Below are 15,494 nucleotides of genomic sequence, written 5' to 3'. Positions count from 1 at the left end.
CAAAAGAATGGGAAAGAGCTTTTCCGGTTTTTCCCCGGCAAGAAAAAAAAACCGGAAAAGAAGTACTTTTTAGTTGCCTTCTGGAAAAGCAAAGGACTTAGCATCAATGGTACCGTTGGTTTCCACTTTTTCAATCTGAATGGATTCGCCAGTCTGTCCGTTGTATTTGGTAGTCAGCGAATACGGGAACATAAAGCCATCGGCGTCCTGATAATCACTCATGACATTTTCTACCGAAGCGCCTTTCATTTGCCCGCTTTTGAGCGTACTGCGGGTCATGATCGGAACATAATTCTCGGTGTCAAAAAAGTAGTAACTAACGTTTTCCTCTTCTTTGCCTTCCACTTTCACGGGCTTTTTGGTCAGCTTTACTTTGAAAGTCTCGGTGCCTTCCACTGTTTCTTTTCCTTCGAGGGCTACGGCGTAGCCTTTTTCCTTGTAATTCAGAAAAGCATCAGGAAAATCGCTCGTTTCCTGCTTCATGTTCGCACTTGCCTCGGCATCCATTTTCTCTGCTTTTTGGGTCATGAAGTTGGTGCTCCATCCTTCATTGCCATCAAACGCCATTTGGGTAATTTCTTTACCCTGAAAATTGATGGTCACTTTTTGCAGTCCTTCCGCCGTTTGTACAATCTCAACCGGAATCTCCATTCCCTGTACTTTTACTTTTCCACTCATTTTAACACTTTTCAGGCTAGCCCATTTTTCACGGCCTCCGGTGTTTTCAAAATACTTGTCGAGAATCTCGTCCGCTGTTTGCGCCTGAACCGAGAGTGTCATAAGCAGCAACGCCGCTACTAGTTTCATCCTTTTCATAAAATAAGCTGTTCAGAATTGATTGATAACCAAATATAAAAGCTTTACGAAAACTATGCCTATACGAATTGACCGAAGGTGCCTTTTCTATATACAAACAACGATTCCTGCGTGACGAATGGGAAATTGTGGTGTGCCAAAACCTTAGCTATACCTCCTAAACCAAAAAAAGCTGCACCCCGCCTTTCGAACAAACGAAAGGCGAAAGTACAGCCGGGAGGAGGACGGTATTAGACTAGTTAGGGAGGATTTATAATGCAGTCTATTTTTTTATTGGGCAGGTTGAAAATCCAAAAAGCGTGTAAAGCGGGCAAAAACTCACAAAGCTTGTCAGAATAAAAATACCGCTCAGGATCAGGGCAATACTTCCCAATGCACCTGTCAGAATCCCGGCGTAATACAGAATGATGGCTATCATTGCTACTAAAACCCGCAACAGTCGATCGTTGGTACCCATATTTTTTGTCATGATTCAAAGAAGTTTAGGTTAAGAAAGTGTAAAAAACGGGATCAGTGCATCCATTTTTTGGCCGCCTGATTGGTCGTGAGGGTAGTAAAGAGGACGATAGAAATAGAACTGATCGGCATGAGAATCGCCGCAACTACGGGCGACAACTGTCCGGTGATGGCAAAGGATATTCCTACAAGGTTATAGAGTAAAGATAAAGCAAAACTCGATTTTATGATGCGCTGCCCGGCCTGCGCCAACCGAATGTAGTTGGGCAGTAGCGGCAATTTTTCACCCTGCAAAATGGCGTCACAAGCCGGAGAAAACGTGTTGATGTCGTCCGACACGGCCAATCCTACATCACTTTGCTGCAAGGCTCCGGCATCGTTCAGGCCGTCGCCAACCATCAATACGGTTTTGTGTTTTTGTTGCAAATCGTCTACGAAAGCCAGTTTTTGTTCCGGTTTCCGCTGAAAAAGCAGTTGGTCGGCTGTACCAAAAACGGAGCCCAAAAACACCTGATCGGTGGGTTGATCGCCGGAAAGCAGGTAGGTTCCGAACCCTTCTTTTTGCAGGGTCTTTACGCTATCCGTCAGGCCGGGTCGGTAGCGGGGTTTTACGTCAAAATAGCCGCGCGACTCCCCGTTAAATGCGACATACACTCTCGGATTTCTGGTGCCGGGTTCCAATTCTTCTACGGGCACGGCCCCTCCTTCCATGACCCACGCTTTTGACCCCATCCGAACCACCTGCCGTCCCCACACCGCCCGCAGGCCGGCGCCTTCCTGTTCTTCAAATTGGGTAAAGGCTTTGCGACTCGTAGAGGACTCCGCCAATGACTTGACAATCAGACGGCTCAGCGAGTGCGACGATTGCCCGGCGAGGGTTTTGATGATTAGTTTTTCGTCGGTCGAAAGTGTAGAACCTATAAACTGTACCTCTGCTTCGTTGGAAAGCGTCATCGTTCCGGTTTTATCAAAAACCACAGTATCAATTTTGGAGAGGCGTTCAATGGCAAAGGCATTTTTAATATAAAAACCATGTTTACCAAAAAGGCTCAGAAGATTGCCATTGGTAAATGTGGTGGACAACAGCAGCGCACAGGGGCACGCAACCAACAGCAACGTAGTGGAGGCATTAAAGGCCGTTTCCCAGGAACCCATGTAGGCCCACACCAAAAACGTAACGGCAGCCAACACAAGTACAACCGACGAAAAGTAGCGATTGATCCGCGATGCCAACGTAGTATTCTGATCTTCTTTTTGATGCGTAAATGCGTCGTTGTTCCAGAGTTGAGTCAGGTAGCTTTGCGAAACCCGCCGCACCACTTCCATTTCTACAGCCGGACCGCACTGACGGCCACCGGCGTACAGTACATCGCCTTTGCGACGCTCCACCGCATCGGCCTCACCCGATACAAAACTATAATCAATCAAAGCTATCGGGCTGAGCAGGGTGGCGTCAGCCGGAATCAACTCCCGGTTTCGGATCAGAATGTGGTCGCCGGGGCGGAGGTCATTGACCGGCAACCGGGTTTCGACACCCTCTTTCATCACCGCCACCGCAATCGGAAAGTACGATTTGTAGTCGCGGTCGAACGCAATACCTGCGTAGGTTTTATCCTGAAAATAGCGCCCCAACAGCATAAAGAACACCGCTCCGGCCAACGAATCGAAATAGCCGGGGCCCGTTTGGGAAAAAACCTGGTAGAGGCTCGTCAGAAAAACCGACAACAGCGCCAAAGCAATCGGTGCATCAATATTGAGGTAGCGGCCGCGCAGGGCTTTCCAGGCGGACACAAAAAATTCGGAAGCACTATAAAAAATAACCGGTAACGAAAGGGCGACATTCAGCCCGGTAAACAACCAACGCAGCTGCTGATCTTCCTGACTTTGCCCGAGGTCAAAATATTCGGGCAAACTCAGCATCATGATATTGCCGAAAGTAAAGCCCGCAATACCCATTTTGTAAAGCCGCGTGCGGTTCCACTTATTGACCTGCTTTCCTTCTACGTCATTCAGACTAATGTAGGGCTCGTAGCCGATGCGCGACATCAATTCGGCGAGTTCGCTGAGCTTGATGCGGTCGGGATGAAAGGTAATCCGAACGGTTTTTTCAGGAAAATTAACAACCGAACTTCCTACCGCAGGATGTAGGCGGTGGAGTTGTTCGAGCAGCCAAATGCACGAACTGCAATGCATTTTTGGCACGAGCCAGTTGACCCGGGCCTGCTTGCCATCTGTAAATTCCAGGAGTTTGGAGCGTACATCGTCCAGATTCAGGTGATCAAATTTGCCCTGATAAAAATCATCCGATGGCGAGTTTCCCTGCGAATCTCCGAGGCGGTAGTACTGACATAAGTCATTCTCTTTCAGCAAGTCATAGACTGTCTTACATCCTTCGCAACAAAAATCATGGTCATCGTGGCGGTGGTGTTCTTCCTGGCAACTTTCCCCGCAGTGATAGCAGGCGGCCGGCTGAACCGGTGGATGAATGGCAAGAGCAGGTTCGTTTTTTCCCATGAATTCTGACTGACGCTGAACAGTTTTCTTAATTCCCTCTGATCATGTACTGCATGATTCAGGGGGTGTTTCAAATGTTTGTCAAAATTCCGCAATTATGTCAGTACCCTGCATGATGCCCCCGTGGCTCAGAAAGTGACTTTGGTCATAAATCAGGATGTTGGCAACAATTTGCAATCTTTGAACAAAATCCGTTGACGTCAATTATGGAGGAAAGAACTTATGGAAGAAAAGGGTGATTTCGTTTATACTTAAAAATAGGGCCTAAATATAGATTTAGACACCACTAAAACTTTTTTACGCTTACTATTTCTAGTATTCATTGTATTTTCCGTAAAAAATTAACCTCAACTACAACCTATGCTCGTCATTACTACTTCCAACGTTGAAGGAAAAAAAATCACTAAGTACATTGGGATCGTGAACGGAGAAGCGATCATTGGCGCCAACATTGTCAAAGACTTTTTTGCCGGGGTGCGCGATGTCGTGGGCGGCCGGGCCGGTGCGTACGAACAGGGCCTGCGGGAAGCCAAGAGTATTGCGATACGCGAAATGATTGATCAGGCACAGCGGCTTGGAGCAAATGCCATCATTGGTGTAGATCTTGATTATCAAGCCATTGGCAGCAACGGCTCGATGCTTATGGTCAGTGCAAACGGCACCGCCGTTGTGGTTGAATAGGCAGGTCTGACTTCTGAAAGTCAGACCCGTTCTGATGTTTTGGAGGTATTAGTGCAGGAAACGGATGTTGTCGAAGGAATAGGAAACTGTCACGAAAAAAATCCGTGATTCAATTCCCTGATAGGGTTTAACGCCGTTTTGCTGGAAGTCCGGATTCAGAAAATTGGAAAGATAGTACTGCGCTTTTACGCCAAATCCACCCTTTTTCTGAAATCCAACAAATACCGAAGGCATCACCTGCGTAGAGCGGTTGCTGAACCATTCGTTGAACTTATCTACTTTATCGCCATCGATAAAGAGTTTTTCTTTGTAATTAAGAGCAAAAGCAGCTTCCACACCTCCGTACCCGAAGGCGTTATCCAGTTTCCCGAATTTGATTCCCAACGGCACACCCACTGCATACACTCGCTGTTTTAACTTAACATCGTTGTCGTAACGGGTAATCATCCCAACGTTTGACAGATTGACTCCGGAAAAGAAGCCCACAAAAGGCGAAGCGTCGATGTTCAGGTTGGTACCCACGTTAAAGAACAACGTATAGCGGGGTACGGCCTGTACAGACTCGCCGCCTTGCCGGACGGACGCAAAGGACAGAATGCCGCCGTTGGCCCCGCCCGAAAAATAGACTTTATTGGTAGAATCACTTTCGGAAGCAAAGGCATGCAGCGTGAAGGTAGTCAGCAGAGCAATCAGGATGTTTTTCATGGCTATTAAATGATTAGAAAGGTTAATTATTTTTTGTAAGAACGTTTGCCGGATAGATGAAAAAACACCTCTCAATGGTTGCACGGCTACTTTTTAATTTTTTCTAATACTATTTAAACCCCTCACGATCAGGTATAAAAAAAAGCGAAATAAATTTCGCCTTTCCTGAAACATGCATTTATTATATTCAAAAAACCGCCTTCGCTATTTGATACACATTGTCTGATTTTCCCATCGTATAAAAATGCAGCACCGGCACACCAAACGCAATCAGCTCCTTACATTGCTGAATGCTCCAATCGATTCCAACCTGCCGGACATCAGCGTCGGAAGCGCATTTTTCGGCTTCCTGCACAAGTTCCGGTGGCATTTCCAAATGGAAAATCCGGGGCAAGATGGACAACTGTTTGCGCGTTGAAAGGGGTTTTAAACCCGGGATAATCGGCACCGTAATGCCCGCGGCCCGGCAGCGCTCCACAAACTGAAAATATTTCTGATTGTCAAAAAACATCTGTGTGACGATGTAATCCGCACCGGCATCAACCTTCTTTTTCAAATATCCAAAGTCGATGTCAAACGTATCGGCCTCAAAGTGTTTTTCGGGATAGCCCGCCACTCCAATGCAAAAATCCGTATGCGATGCCTCCGTTTCTTCATGCAGCAATTTGCCGTGATTCATGGCAACAACCTGCGAAATGAGGTCCGAAGCATAGGCGTGCCCACCGTCTTTGGCTTTAAATACACCCGCCGATTTTTCGGGATCTCCTCTCAAAACCAGCACATTATCAATTCCTAAATAGTGCAGGTCAAAGAGCATATCCTCGGTTTCGTCTTTGGTAAATCCACCGCAAATTACGTGCGGCACGGCATCTACCCGAAAGCGCTCCATGAGTCGTGCGCATATACCCACTGTTCCGGGCCGCTTGCGCACCGGAATTCGCTGAATTTTTCCGTCGGGGTGTACTTTATCAATAACTTCTTCCCGATGATAGGTTACGTCCACAAAAGGAGGTTTAAATTCCATCAGCGGTTCGATGGAGTCCAGCAATTGATTGATGTTTTGTCCTTTCAGTGGCGGAATTATTTCAATAGAGAAAAGAGTTTGGTCGCCTGCCTGCGCAATGTGCTCGGTTACTTTGGTCATGTTCTGTCAATACGTAACATTATTTTTCGGCACAAATTAAGGCAATATTGAGGGATAGTCTGGCAAAATGAGCCATTTTTCTCCACCGGATTTTGTGGAACTTTTGGCTATTTTAACAAATTTTATCTATAAAAAACCAAACTATACAGATAAATAATCTATCCATAAGGCAGAATAGTAGATGAAGAATTGAAGTAAAAAAAGATTTTTTATCTCTACGTTAGCGGGAAGAAATTATTTGCCGCTGCTGCTGATTACCTGAATTTCTTTGAGCTTCACAGGTTGGCAACGCCATTTTTCATTAGGATAAATTTCTTTAACCTCGGCCGTAATCACGACACGAAGGCCATCTTTAGCGGCTGAAATTGGCAGGTTGCAGGGACAAAGCGGTGTCAGATTGGAGTCCAGTACAATATCCGTCCACACATCCGTGCCGTTTTTGGTGATTTTCACGGTCCCAGCTTCATTGGTAAGCATTGCCTGCGTTTTGCGGGAGTCGTAGGCGCATGCTGAATCGATTTCCGGTTCCAGAATCTCCCCGGAATCTGAGCAGCCCCAAAGGGCGAAAATACTTAGTATAGCAATTCGACTGAGTTTCATGGCAGATTACTTTTCAGCAAAGATATAGCAGGTATTGCAAAACCGGAATAGCTATTGAGCAGGCGCACAATCCTTTTGTTTTGTACGTTGCAAACGACTCACATCAAAGCCTTTGGCGGTAGCGATTTGTGTTAGTTCTGCAAAGGTTTTTTCGGACATCTCAGGTACCCTGCTCAGCAGCCAAAGATATTTCCGATCGGGCGTACCCACCAGGGCATGCGAGTAGTCATCGGCCAGGGCAATGATGTAATAATCGCCTTTGAATGGCCAAAGAAACTGCACAGCAAGCTCGGCTTTGGTCTGCTCATTCTGGACAAAAGCACGGGCCGTGGATTTTTGCCATTTCCCTTTTTTCGTATCAAAGCATTGATTCAGCACTGAAATCGTTCCGTCCTCATTGAGTTTGTATTCCGCCGAAGTACAGGTACAGTTTTTCTGAAAACGAGCCGGAAATGACGCTACCTCGTACCATTTCCCCAAATATCGGGCCAGATCAACCTCCTGAACCGTTTCCAGCGAACGACTTGTACGGCAGGCAGATACCATGTAAGCTACGCCGCCAATTGTAGCCCCCAGCCACAGGAGACGCCACATGAACTCAAATTTTTCGTCTTTACTCATCATCATTTTTTTGTGGTTTATCCTGCGAAAGATTGACCTTTTTGACGGGCACATCCTGTTTCGTTTCATTGTACCCCCGATGCGTATTGGCGTTATGTGACTCGAACTCCTCAGAAATTTCATCATCCAGCTGTTCGGCCGGTTTCTGTGAATTATCTACATGTTTATTTTCATTGGCAGGCTTTGAGCCAACCGGGCTGCCGGGTGCCACATTTTCTTCATTTTCATCCGAATCGTTCATCTTTGCAGTTGGTTAAACACGACAAAAAGCGTCGTGCCTGGGTGACTTTCTACACTACATATCCATGATTCAAATTACAGTCCAGCCTTCAAATGGTTATTTCTGGGCAATAATTTCTACACATATTAACTATTTGAGTAAAAAAAATAGTCTACCGCATAACAGTAGACTATTCGATGTAAACCCTCCTCTATCTGTGATTTCATAAATGCTCTTTTAAAAAAAAGTCGCATTATTACACTTTACACAGTTGTCAATAGCTTGACATATTGAATTCCTTAAATCCCTATACCAGCAACATGTAATCACACGTTCAAAATCACCCAATCATTTAATTATCAGGCATTTAGTTTTTTATTAATTTGAAAAAATAATTTTTAGATAAAAAATTCAAGAAAATTCCGGCAAATAATTCCCCACTTTTGTGGGTAAAAGTTTATAAATTTCCCCACTTGCTACATCGGTCGGATCATTTCAATATGTTCGATCCCGTCTTCAAGGTACATGTCCCCTGATTGCACAAAACCAAAAGATTCATAAAACGTACGGAGGTACAGCTGCGCACCAATTTGGATTGGCTGCGAACCAAAGAGCCGTTCGCATTCCTCCAAAGAACGGCTCATCAGCATACGCCCCAGGCCCGTACGACGTGCCTGAGGCGACGTAACCACCCGACCAATGGAAGGAAATGGGAAGGAAATACCGGGTGGCACAAGCCGGGTATATGCCTGAATACCCGGACCGAGTGCAGGTACATAGCCCATCAGATGGTAACACGCCTGATCTTTATCATCCATATCAAGAAACGGACAATTCTGCTCGACGACAAAAACCTCGCTTCGAAGCTGTAAAAGACCGTAAAGTTCATTGGTGGTGAGTTCGGCAAATGATTTTAGAAGCCATGTGGATTGCATAGGAAATGGTAGCGTTTGATAGTCAGATTTTTTTGGTACAGTTAGGTTGGGTTTTGTAGTTTTGCGAATGTATTACAGAAATTAGAATTAGTACAACTATAATCCGTATGGGAAGAGCATTTGAATATAGAAAGGCACGCATGTTTAAGCGGTGGGACCACATGGCCAAAACCTTCACCCGCATTGGGAAGGACATTACGCTTGCGGTAAAAAATGGGGGTTCTGATCCGCAACTGAATTCACGATTGAGGGTTTTGATGCAGAACGCCCGCGCGGCTAACATGCCCAAGGACACGATTGACCGGGCCATTAAACGCGCAACCGCCAAAGATCAGGACGACTACAAAGAAATGGTATATGAAGGCTACGGCCCTCACGGCGTGGCGATTTTGGTCGAAAGCACTACCGACAACCCTACGAGAACTGTGGCCAATGTACGCAGCTATTTTAATAAGCTGGGCGGCAGTTTGGGAACAATGGGAATGCTGGATTTTATTTTTGACCGGAAGTGTATTTTTAAACTTGCCAATACCGGACAGGATATTGAAGAAATGGAGCTGGAATTGATCGATTTTGGGGCAGAAGAAGTTTTTCTGGACGAAGAAAAAAATCAGATCAATATCTACGGTGAGTTTACATCTTTCGGTGTTTTACAGGCAGAACTGGAAGAAAAAGGATACGAAATTGTGGAAGCTGATTTTGAACGAATTCCCAACGACACCAAAGTGCTGAGCGAAGAAGAAGTTGCGGAAGTAGAAAAACTCATTGAACGAATCGAAGAAGATGACGACGTTCAGCGGGTATACCATAATATGGGGTAAAAAGTAGCCGTTAGCTTTTAGGTCATTAGCGGAACGCCGCCCGGCCATTAGCTTTTTTTATAATGCTGATAGTTAACCAATTAGGCTATTAATTGATGGTCATTTAATGAAAAACAATTCTGCTTAATTACTAACTTGTTGCCTCTTAAAATCCATGTAACGATCTATATACTAGTGATTTAACTTATGAATTTATTTGTTTATTCTGCAAGATTTTTATTCTAAAATAAACAAATCTTGCAGAATAATGCTATCCAAACCCAAACAAACCCAGCAGTTGAATTTCCTTTTACCTGGTCTAAAAGAGCAGCTATCCAGCAAACATCCTCTGTATATCCTGGCAAATCAGGTAGACTGGTCTTTTTTTGATCAACACTTCAGGAAGCATTCCTGAGAAGATTTTGGACGGCCGGCTTTACCAATTCGGTTGATGGTTGCTTTATTGATTTTAAAACATTTTCGCAACCGGATCGGTACGGAAGGTATTGAACTGATTTTGAAGGAAAGCATTCGCATCAACGGGAAAGACGCAAAGGAAGATAAAGCCAGTATTGATACAACGGTTCAGGAGAAGAACATTTCTTATCCAACCGACAATAAACTACACCGAAAAATCATAAAAAAATGTGTGGCAATAGCTGAAAAGGAAGGCATTGTACTTCGTCAAAGTTACAGCAGGACACTAAAAAAGCTCGGGGTTGATCAAAGATTCCGTACTCATCCAAAGAACGGTAAAAAAGCAAAAAGAGCCGATCGGAAAGTCAAAACGATTGCCGGGGAGTAACCAGGGTTGGTCAAACAATGATCCATAGCCCGAAGACCTTTAACAAGAAAATAAGTCGTTACAAGCAGACGAAATTAAGAAAAGGATTTTCAAGAAGAGCAGCCATTGAACCTGTAATTGGCCATTTGAAAGCCAATTACAGGTTATCATGAAATTTTTATAAAGGCATAAAAGGAGATACAATCAATGTCTTTGTTAGCAGCCGCTGCAATGAATTTCAAAAGAATGATCAACATTTGGAAGAGGTTTTTTGTCGCTATTTTTCAAAGTATGGATCAACTTGCTTGCCGCGAAAGATATCAACAACACTTTTTGAAAGCACTTTTTAAGGCTTGACTAGTTAAAATTAATCTAATCTAAAATTAGTCTTAACTTATTTTAAATACGTATAAGTTTCTGCTTTAATTCACTTTCAGTATTTTTCTATTTACCATTTCCTTTCCTGCTTTCATTCGTACCAAATAAATCCCCGTGGAAAGGCTACTTACAGGCATTTCCAAGGTATTTACACCATATTCAGCTTTAAATTGTGTTTTGTTTCTAACCTGACCATTCATCTCTACTAGTTCGATCTGTACAACATCATCTTTCCGGATAGAGAAGTAGTTAATTTTCAAAAGATTCACCACAGGGTTGGGGTAGGTTATAAGCTGCATTTCCTTGTTAAACTCCTGGAAAGTTGGAGCTGTCATTTGTGCATCAACCTTGTTGGCCAGTTCAGTCAATAGTTTTGACATGTCAATTGGCGCTGTAAACTGTTCAATGGGGGTAGCGTTTACTGATCTTGACTGACCTGAACGGGAATAAAAACTATTGCTAACGTTCAGTGCGTATTGTTGATCAGCAATAGTAATAAAGGGATCGCGGCTTTCAAGAATGTTCAAATCCTGCGGGGCTCCGCCTTTGCCCGAGAAGCTAAACAAAGCTACAGGTTCGTTTTGTCTAAACGAACCGTAATTGGTTTCAACAGGGGCTTTTCCGATCACATAATACTCGAAGCGCATATCGGCACCTGCCTTCTGAAATCCCTCTTCACTACCAAATCGGATTGGGTTTTTATCCCATGCCCCTCTTATATCACGGATATTTTCGATGTTAAATCCTTTTGGCACCCGTAAGGTGAGCTGCGCTGTCGCACCTTTTTCATCCGTCTCGGCATTATTCTCGTTTGGTGTGTTATAGTTGGGCACAACCCATGCGGTGTATGTATTGAGATCATCATCATAACTCAACATATACCGCACCGTCAGAGAAGAGCGTTCCTGGGCATACAATCTGAATAGTACGAGTGTGCACATAGCCAGCACTAGCGTTATCTTTTTACGTATCATAGTTGTACAGTGTTAGACTTTATTCCATATCTATTAATTGGGTTTGCTAATTAGCAAACCCAATTAATATGCTTTTTCTATTTTTTCTTCTTTACAACCGTTACCGGTACACAGATTTGTGGGGGGCAGCAGTTTCCATCCGCTTGAACAATCAATGGACAACAACCCGCAGCGGGGCAGGTTGCATTGCTTGTAGTGTAGGTGTAGGTTCCTGCTTGCGAGATTTGAAATGTATTTCCTTCTCCAACCTGTTGACCATCACGATACCATACCACATTCGTGTAGTTTGAAGGTACAGTTGCTTCTACCTTCTGTCCAGAACATAACAAAATAGGGACGGTTACACAGGCAACAGTCTCATTGTTGGTTAAATTATTATCCGTCTGATCAGCTTGTTTTAGTAAAGCATAATTAAAAGAGACGCCCTGTGTTATAACCCGTGCAGTTACTGTCAGAATAGCGCTATCTCCTGAGGCTATAACAGGAATATTCCAAAGTGGATTTGTGAAGCTGCCTTGGGCAGACACTCCGCTAATTAATTCCAGGCCTGTGCCAACGCTATCCTTGACAATAATGTTAGTTGCGGCATTCGGCCCGGCGTTATGAACTACCACCCGATAAGTAAGGATTTCGCCTAATGTTCTGCTTTGTGAGCCTGTGAGTATTTTTACAATTGAGAGATCCGCATTTCCAGAGCCAGTAATTGGTAAAATAAATGCTGTTGCCTGACTACACGCCTTGGGAACCTCCGAATCACAGACTTCGTAAATAAATTCATCAGGACCAGTAAAACCTGCGTTAGGTGTATAGGTAAAAGTTCCGTTAGAATTCAGCACTACGGTGCCATTTGAGGGACCTGATATAGGAATTGTGTTAAGAACTAAAACACCCCCCTCTGGATCGGCATCATTTATTAATACATTTCCAGTTGCAGGTCCTGTTGGGTTTCTAAATACAAGATCATCATTTGCTATGGGAGGTAAGTTTTGTGCGACAGGTTCATAAACCTTAATATCAACCACAGCCTGGCTGCATAAAACGGGTGATCCGTTGTCGCAAGCCTGATAAATAAATTGATCATTTCCTACGTAGCCGCTGGTTGGGGTATAAGTATAGGTTCCATTTGAGTTTAACGTAAGGGTTCCATGCGAGGGGCCTGTCACAAGGCTTGCCGTTAGTGTTTGTCCTGCATCAAACTCTTTATCGTTAGTAAGTACATTACCATTTGCGGGCGTGTTTTTGGGAGTTAAAATATTATCTCCCAAAGCTACCGGAGCATTATTAACTCCAATTACAGGATCTACCACGATAATCGTTACAATTGCGGTGTCGCATACGCTAGGTGTACTACTGTCACAGACCCGATAGACAAATGAGTCTGTTCCAACAAAATTATTGGCAGGTGTATAGGTATAGTTTCCTGTACTTGTGAGAGTAACACTTCCATTTGTGGGCTGCGTAAGGGGTGTTGTGGTCACTACAAGTGGAGCAGTACCCGTATTGAGGATATCATTTTTTAAGATATTATCACTTACCGCTGTGTTTTTCTGGGTGATGTTATTATCATTAAAAGCAAAAATACTAGGCTGGACAGGTGTTGCACATTGAGCTGCCAGGCCAAATATATTAACAAATTGCTCTACTGGAACAACATTGCCACCAGCCGGTTGCCCGGAACGGGAATAGAAACTATTGGCTACATTGAGTGAGTAGGTGTCATCCGCTGCATCGATAAAAGGATCCTCCGGAGCAAGGGGCTGAATAGGGCCAAAGCAACCATTTCCTGTAAAGCTAAACAGGGCGACTGGTGTTCCACTGACAAAAGTGCCATAATCAGTTTCAGAAGGAGTTTTACCTACCACATAATAATTTAGTTCGGGATTCAGCCCTGTCCAGGTTTGGCCAGCGTTTCCAGGACCGAGCTTTATAAATCCATCTTCTGTGGGTTTGGCCCAGGTTCCCCTAATGTCAGTAATTTGTGTAATGACGAAATCTTTAGGTACCACGAGCGTAAATTGCGCTGTTGCTCCTTTTTCCGTGCTCCCAGTGTTGAAAGAGCTTGGCAGGGAATAGTCCGGAATAACCCAGGCAGTGTAGATTTGTGTTGTTGAATTGTAAGTGACCTGATACTTGACGGTATTGGTGGAGACCTGCGCCTTGGTATAGGAAAAAAGACCTAACATGGACCATATGATACCTAACAGAAAGACTTTTATTGGCTTTTTCATCGTTCATTTGTTTAAATAAATAGCACTTCAAAACGCAAGGCTTAGGTCGGAACACCTGCGTGTCCCGACCTGCCTTATGTGTGTTAGGGAGTCTGTTCTTTAATCTTAAAAAATGGTTGTTTCAGGGTATTCCCTTCGTGATTTTTCTGAACATTTTGATAGATGAACTCTACATCATTGCCCGTTCCCTGGAAGATCGTCTCTCCGTTCATATTAATATCTCCATTGTAGTATCCTTTCAGATTAAAGAAAGGACTTTTAAAGAGGGCATTGGCCGGAGAGTTGATTACCTGTTGATAGATCACGTTGACGTCGTTATCAGGCCCCTGAAAGATTACCTCACGCATGCTGTCAAGCGTATTTAGGTACAACGCATTGCCTGCCCATAACGCCACTCCCTGTTGAACAGGGACCTGCGGTATGTTTACGGCACTTGCTGCATTGAGGTTAAAGGTTGGAGTAGCCGCCTTCCGGAAATCTACAACTGTTGTTGCAGTACTCAGGGCAATTGGTGATGCCGACATAACACCTAAATGATTACGGTGTCTAACTACAACATAATAACTACCCGGTACGGCTGAGTCAAACGTGATTGCCGATAGGCCATCTACCTCTACAATGTCCCCGTCTCTCTGAACAAGGGCAGAGCGGCTGTCAAGCACAAGTGTAGAGTCCAACGCACTCCGAAGCTCAACAAAGACCCAGTCTACAATTGAATTATTAGTAGAAGTGGTAGATGCATTTACTACGGTAATGTTGGCCACATTGGCGCTTGTAATCCCAATCAGTCCCATGTCAGGATAAGGACTTGTGGTCGGGATCAGGTTTTTGAGTCGCAGATCGTCCCGCATAAGGGTATCTGGCAGGAATACACCAAATAGTGCACCTTGTAGATAGACCTTTGGCAATAGAGCTACTTTACCAGCTACCGGTGTCACGGTAATAAATACCGTTGCCGTATCGCACAGCGAGGGCGTGCCGTTGTCACAAACCGTATAGGTAAACACATCACTGCCGATAAAGTCAGCCGCCGGCGTGTAAACATAGCTGCCGTCAGCATTTACGGTGAGCGTTCCGTTGGCAGGATTGGTCAATCCGGCAAACGTCAACGCATCTCCGTCGGGGTCGCTGTCGTTGGCGGCTACTGTTCCGGTCACGGGCGTGTTGACGGTGGTAGTATTGGCGTCGTCAACGGCTATCGGGGCCTGATTAGCAGCCGGGTCCACCGGAGCCGGAAGTACCTGCACGATCACCTGTGCGCTGTCGCAAAGAGATGGCGTGCCCGTATCACAGACCCGGTAGGTGAGCGTATCGGTACCTACAAAACCTGGATCAGGCGTGTACAGAATGGTACCGTCGGCATTAACCGAGGCCGTACCGTTGGCCGGTGCCTGCACGACCGTGGGGTTCTGCAACGCATCCCCGTCAGGGTCCACGTCGTTAGCCAATACGTTTACGCTGAGCGGTGTGCCCTCCGTCGTCTGGGTGTTGTCGTTCAGCGCGAGTGGCGAATCGTTGGCCGGAGTCGGATTCGGCTGTACGGTCACGGCCACGCAGGCGGTATCGCTGGCGATGCCGTCGGAAGCCGCGTAGCAGAACACATCCTCTCCCACAAAGCCTGGATCAGGCGTGTAGGTG

General features: G+C 45.0%; 14 protein-coding genes and 1 pseudogene. 3 read left to right on the top strand and 12 right to left on the bottom strand.

Features of this window, described 5'->3' with window-relative positions:
• Positions 1-69: 69 nt before the first annotated feature.
• From EZE20_RS19790 to EZE20_RS19780, 3 genes are all read right to left on the bottom strand, one after another.
• Positions 70-807, bottom strand: coding sequence for a DUF3108 domain-containing protein (locus EZE20_RS19790; RefSeq protein WP_228713904.1), 738 nt, complete (start codon positions 805-807; stop codon positions 70-72).
• 271 nt (positions 808-1,078) lie between these two features.
• Positions 1,079-1,285, bottom strand: a complete 207-nt coding sequence (locus tag EZE20_RS19785; RefSeq protein WP_132120968.1) for a YgaP family membrane protein — start codon at positions 1,283-1,285, stop codon at positions 1,079-1,081.
• A gap of 41 nt (positions 1,286-1,326) precedes the next feature.
• The gene (locus EZE20_RS19780; protein ID WP_132120966.1) at positions 1,327-3,786 is read right to left on the bottom strand and encodes a heavy metal translocating P-type ATPase; all 2,460 of its coding nucleotides are present in this window, start codon (positions 3,784-3,786) and stop codon (positions 1,327-1,329) included.
• Between the two features lie 360 nt (positions 3,787-4,146).
• Here EZE20_RS19780 and EZE20_RS19775 point away from each other — a divergent pair, with 360 nt between their 5' ends.
• Positions 4,147-4,467 (top strand): heavy metal-binding domain-containing protein, encoded by a 321-nt coding sequence (locus EZE20_RS19775; protein ID WP_132120964.1) that lies wholly within the window; start codon positions 4,147-4,149, stop codon positions 4,465-4,467.
• 48 nt (positions 4,468-4,515) lie between these two features.
• On the opposite strand, the gene EZE20_RS19770 is transcribed toward EZE20_RS19775, so the two are convergent.
• The 6 genes from EZE20_RS19770 to EZE20_RS19745 all read right to left on the bottom strand — a co-directional run bounded on the left by EZE20_RS19770 (position 4,516) and on the right by EZE20_RS19745 (position 8,692).
• Positions 4,516-5,172 (bottom strand): hypothetical protein, encoded by a 657-nt coding sequence (locus tag EZE20_RS19770; RefSeq protein ID WP_132120962.1) that lies wholly within the window; start codon positions 5,170-5,172, stop codon positions 4,516-4,518.
• A 187-nt stretch (positions 5,173-5,359) separates the two neighbouring features.
• The gene (metF, locus tag EZE20_RS19765) at positions 5,360-6,316 is read right to left on the bottom strand and encodes a methylenetetrahydrofolate reductase [NAD(P)H] (RefSeq protein ID WP_132120960.1); all 957 of its coding nucleotides are present in this window, start codon (positions 6,314-6,316) and stop codon (positions 5,360-5,362) included.
• A gap of 234 nt (positions 6,317-6,550) precedes the next feature.
• A complete protein-coding gene (locus tag EZE20_RS19760; protein ID WP_132120958.1) occupies positions 6,551-6,916 on the bottom strand; it encodes a hypothetical protein in 366 nt (121 codons plus the stop codon).
• A gap of 51 nt (positions 6,917-6,967) precedes the next feature.
• Complete coding sequence (locus tag EZE20_RS19755) at positions 6,968-7,543, bottom strand: lipocalin family protein (RefSeq protein WP_228713902.1); 576 nt, start codon at positions 7,541-7,543, stop codon at positions 6,968-6,970.
• A complete protein-coding gene (locus EZE20_RS19750; protein ID WP_132120956.1) occupies positions 7,530-7,778 on the bottom strand; it encodes a hypothetical protein in 249 nt (82 codons plus the stop codon). The genes EZE20_RS19755 and EZE20_RS19750 overlap by 14 nt, the downstream gene beginning before the upstream one ends.
• 455 nt (positions 7,779-8,233) lie before the next feature.
• On the bottom strand, positions 8,234-8,692 hold the full coding sequence (locus EZE20_RS19745; protein ID WP_132120954.1) for a GNAT family N-acetyltransferase: 459 nt from the start codon (positions 8,690-8,692) through the stop codon (positions 8,234-8,236).
• Between the two features lie 107 nt (positions 8,693-8,799).
• Between EZE20_RS19745 and EZE20_RS19740 the strand changes: the two genes are divergently transcribed.
• Both EZE20_RS19740 and EZE20_RS24675 read left to right on the top strand, forming a co-directional pair.
• Complete coding sequence (locus EZE20_RS19740; protein WP_132120952.1) at positions 8,800-9,513, top strand: YebC/PmpR family DNA-binding transcriptional regulator; 714 nt, start codon at positions 8,800-8,802, stop codon at positions 9,511-9,513.
• Positions 9,514-9,760: 247 nt separating this feature from the next.
• Positions 9,761-10,633 (top strand): annotated as a pseudogene (locus EZE20_RS24675) (transposase).
• Positions 10,634-10,698: 65 nt separating this feature from the next.
• Here the strand turns inward: EZE20_RS24675 and EZE20_RS19730 are convergent.
• The 3 genes from EZE20_RS19730 to EZE20_RS19720 all read right to left on the bottom strand — a co-directional run.
• Positions 10,699-11,628 carry a T9SS type A sorting domain-containing protein gene (locus tag EZE20_RS19730; protein WP_132120950.1) on the bottom strand — a complete coding sequence of 310 codons (930 nt, stop codon included), beginning with the start codon at positions 11,626-11,628 and terminating at the stop codon, positions 10,699-10,701.
• Positions 11,629-11,705: 77 nt separating this feature from the next.
• Positions 11,706-13,856, bottom strand: a complete 2,151-nt coding sequence (locus EZE20_RS19725) for an Ig-like domain-containing protein (protein ID WP_132120948.1) — start codon at positions 13,854-13,856, stop codon at positions 11,706-11,708.
• 83 nt (positions 13,857-13,939) lie between these two features.
• Positions 13,940-15,494: Ig-like domain-containing protein (locus EZE20_RS19720; protein WP_132120946.1), on the bottom strand; the 1,555-nt coding region annotated here is incomplete at its 5' end.

The sequence above is a fragment of the Arundinibacter roseus genome, assembly GCF_004348825.1.
Classification (GTDB): domain Bacteria; phylum Bacteroidota; class Bacteroidia; order Cytophagales; family Spirosomataceae; genus Arundinibacter; species Arundinibacter roseus.
This window is presented reverse-complemented; position numbering and strand designations above follow the sequence as displayed.

Excerpts from the sequence above, each read along its gene's own strand:
- EZE20_RS19790 (WP_228713904.1), bottom strand. The coding sequence starts at position 807 with ATGAAACTAGTAGCGGCGTTGCTGCTTATGACACTCTCGGTTCAGGCG.
- EZE20_RS19785 (WP_132120968.1), bottom strand. The coding sequence starts at position 1,285 with ATGACAAAAAATATGGGTACCAACGATCGACTGTTGCGGGTTTTAGTA.
- EZE20_RS19780 (WP_132120966.1), bottom strand. The coding sequence starts at position 3,786 with ATGGGAAAAAACGAACCTGCTCTTGCCATTCATCCACCGGTTCAGCCG.
- EZE20_RS19775 (WP_132120964.1), top strand. The coding sequence starts at position 4,147 with ATGCTCGTCATTACTACTTCCAACGTTGAAGGAAAAAAAATCACTAAG.
- EZE20_RS19770 (WP_132120962.1), bottom strand. The coding sequence starts at position 5,172 with ATGAAAAACATCCTGATTGCTCTGCTGACTACCTTCACGCTGCATGCC.
- metF (WP_132120960.1), bottom strand. The coding sequence starts at position 6,316 with ATGACCAAAGTAACCGAGCACATTGCGCAGGCAGGCGACCAAACTCTT.
- EZE20_RS19760 (WP_132120958.1), bottom strand. The coding sequence starts at position 6,916 with ATGAAACTCAGTCGAATTGCTATACTAAGTATTTTCGCCCTTTGGGGC.
- EZE20_RS19755 (WP_228713902.1), bottom strand. The coding sequence starts at position 7,543 with ATGATGATGAGTAAAGACGAAAAATTTGAGTTCATGTGGCGTCTCCTG.
- EZE20_RS19750 (WP_132120956.1), bottom strand. The coding sequence starts at position 7,778 with ATGAACGATTCGGATGAAAATGAAGAAAATGTGGCACCCGGCAGCCCG.
- EZE20_RS19745 (WP_132120954.1), bottom strand. The coding sequence starts at position 8,692 with ATGCAATCCACATGGCTTCTAAAATCATTTGCCGAACTCACCACCAAT.
- EZE20_RS19740 (WP_132120952.1), top strand. The coding sequence starts at position 8,800 with ATGGGAAGAGCATTTGAATATAGAAAGGCACGCATGTTTAAGCGGTGG.
- EZE20_RS19730 (WP_132120950.1), bottom strand. The coding sequence starts at position 11,628 with ATGATACGTAAAAAGATAACGCTAGTGCTGGCTATGTGCACACTCGTA.
- EZE20_RS19725 (WP_132120948.1), bottom strand. The coding sequence starts at position 13,856 with ATGAAAAAGCCAATAAAAGTCTTTCTGTTAGGTATCATATGGTCCATG.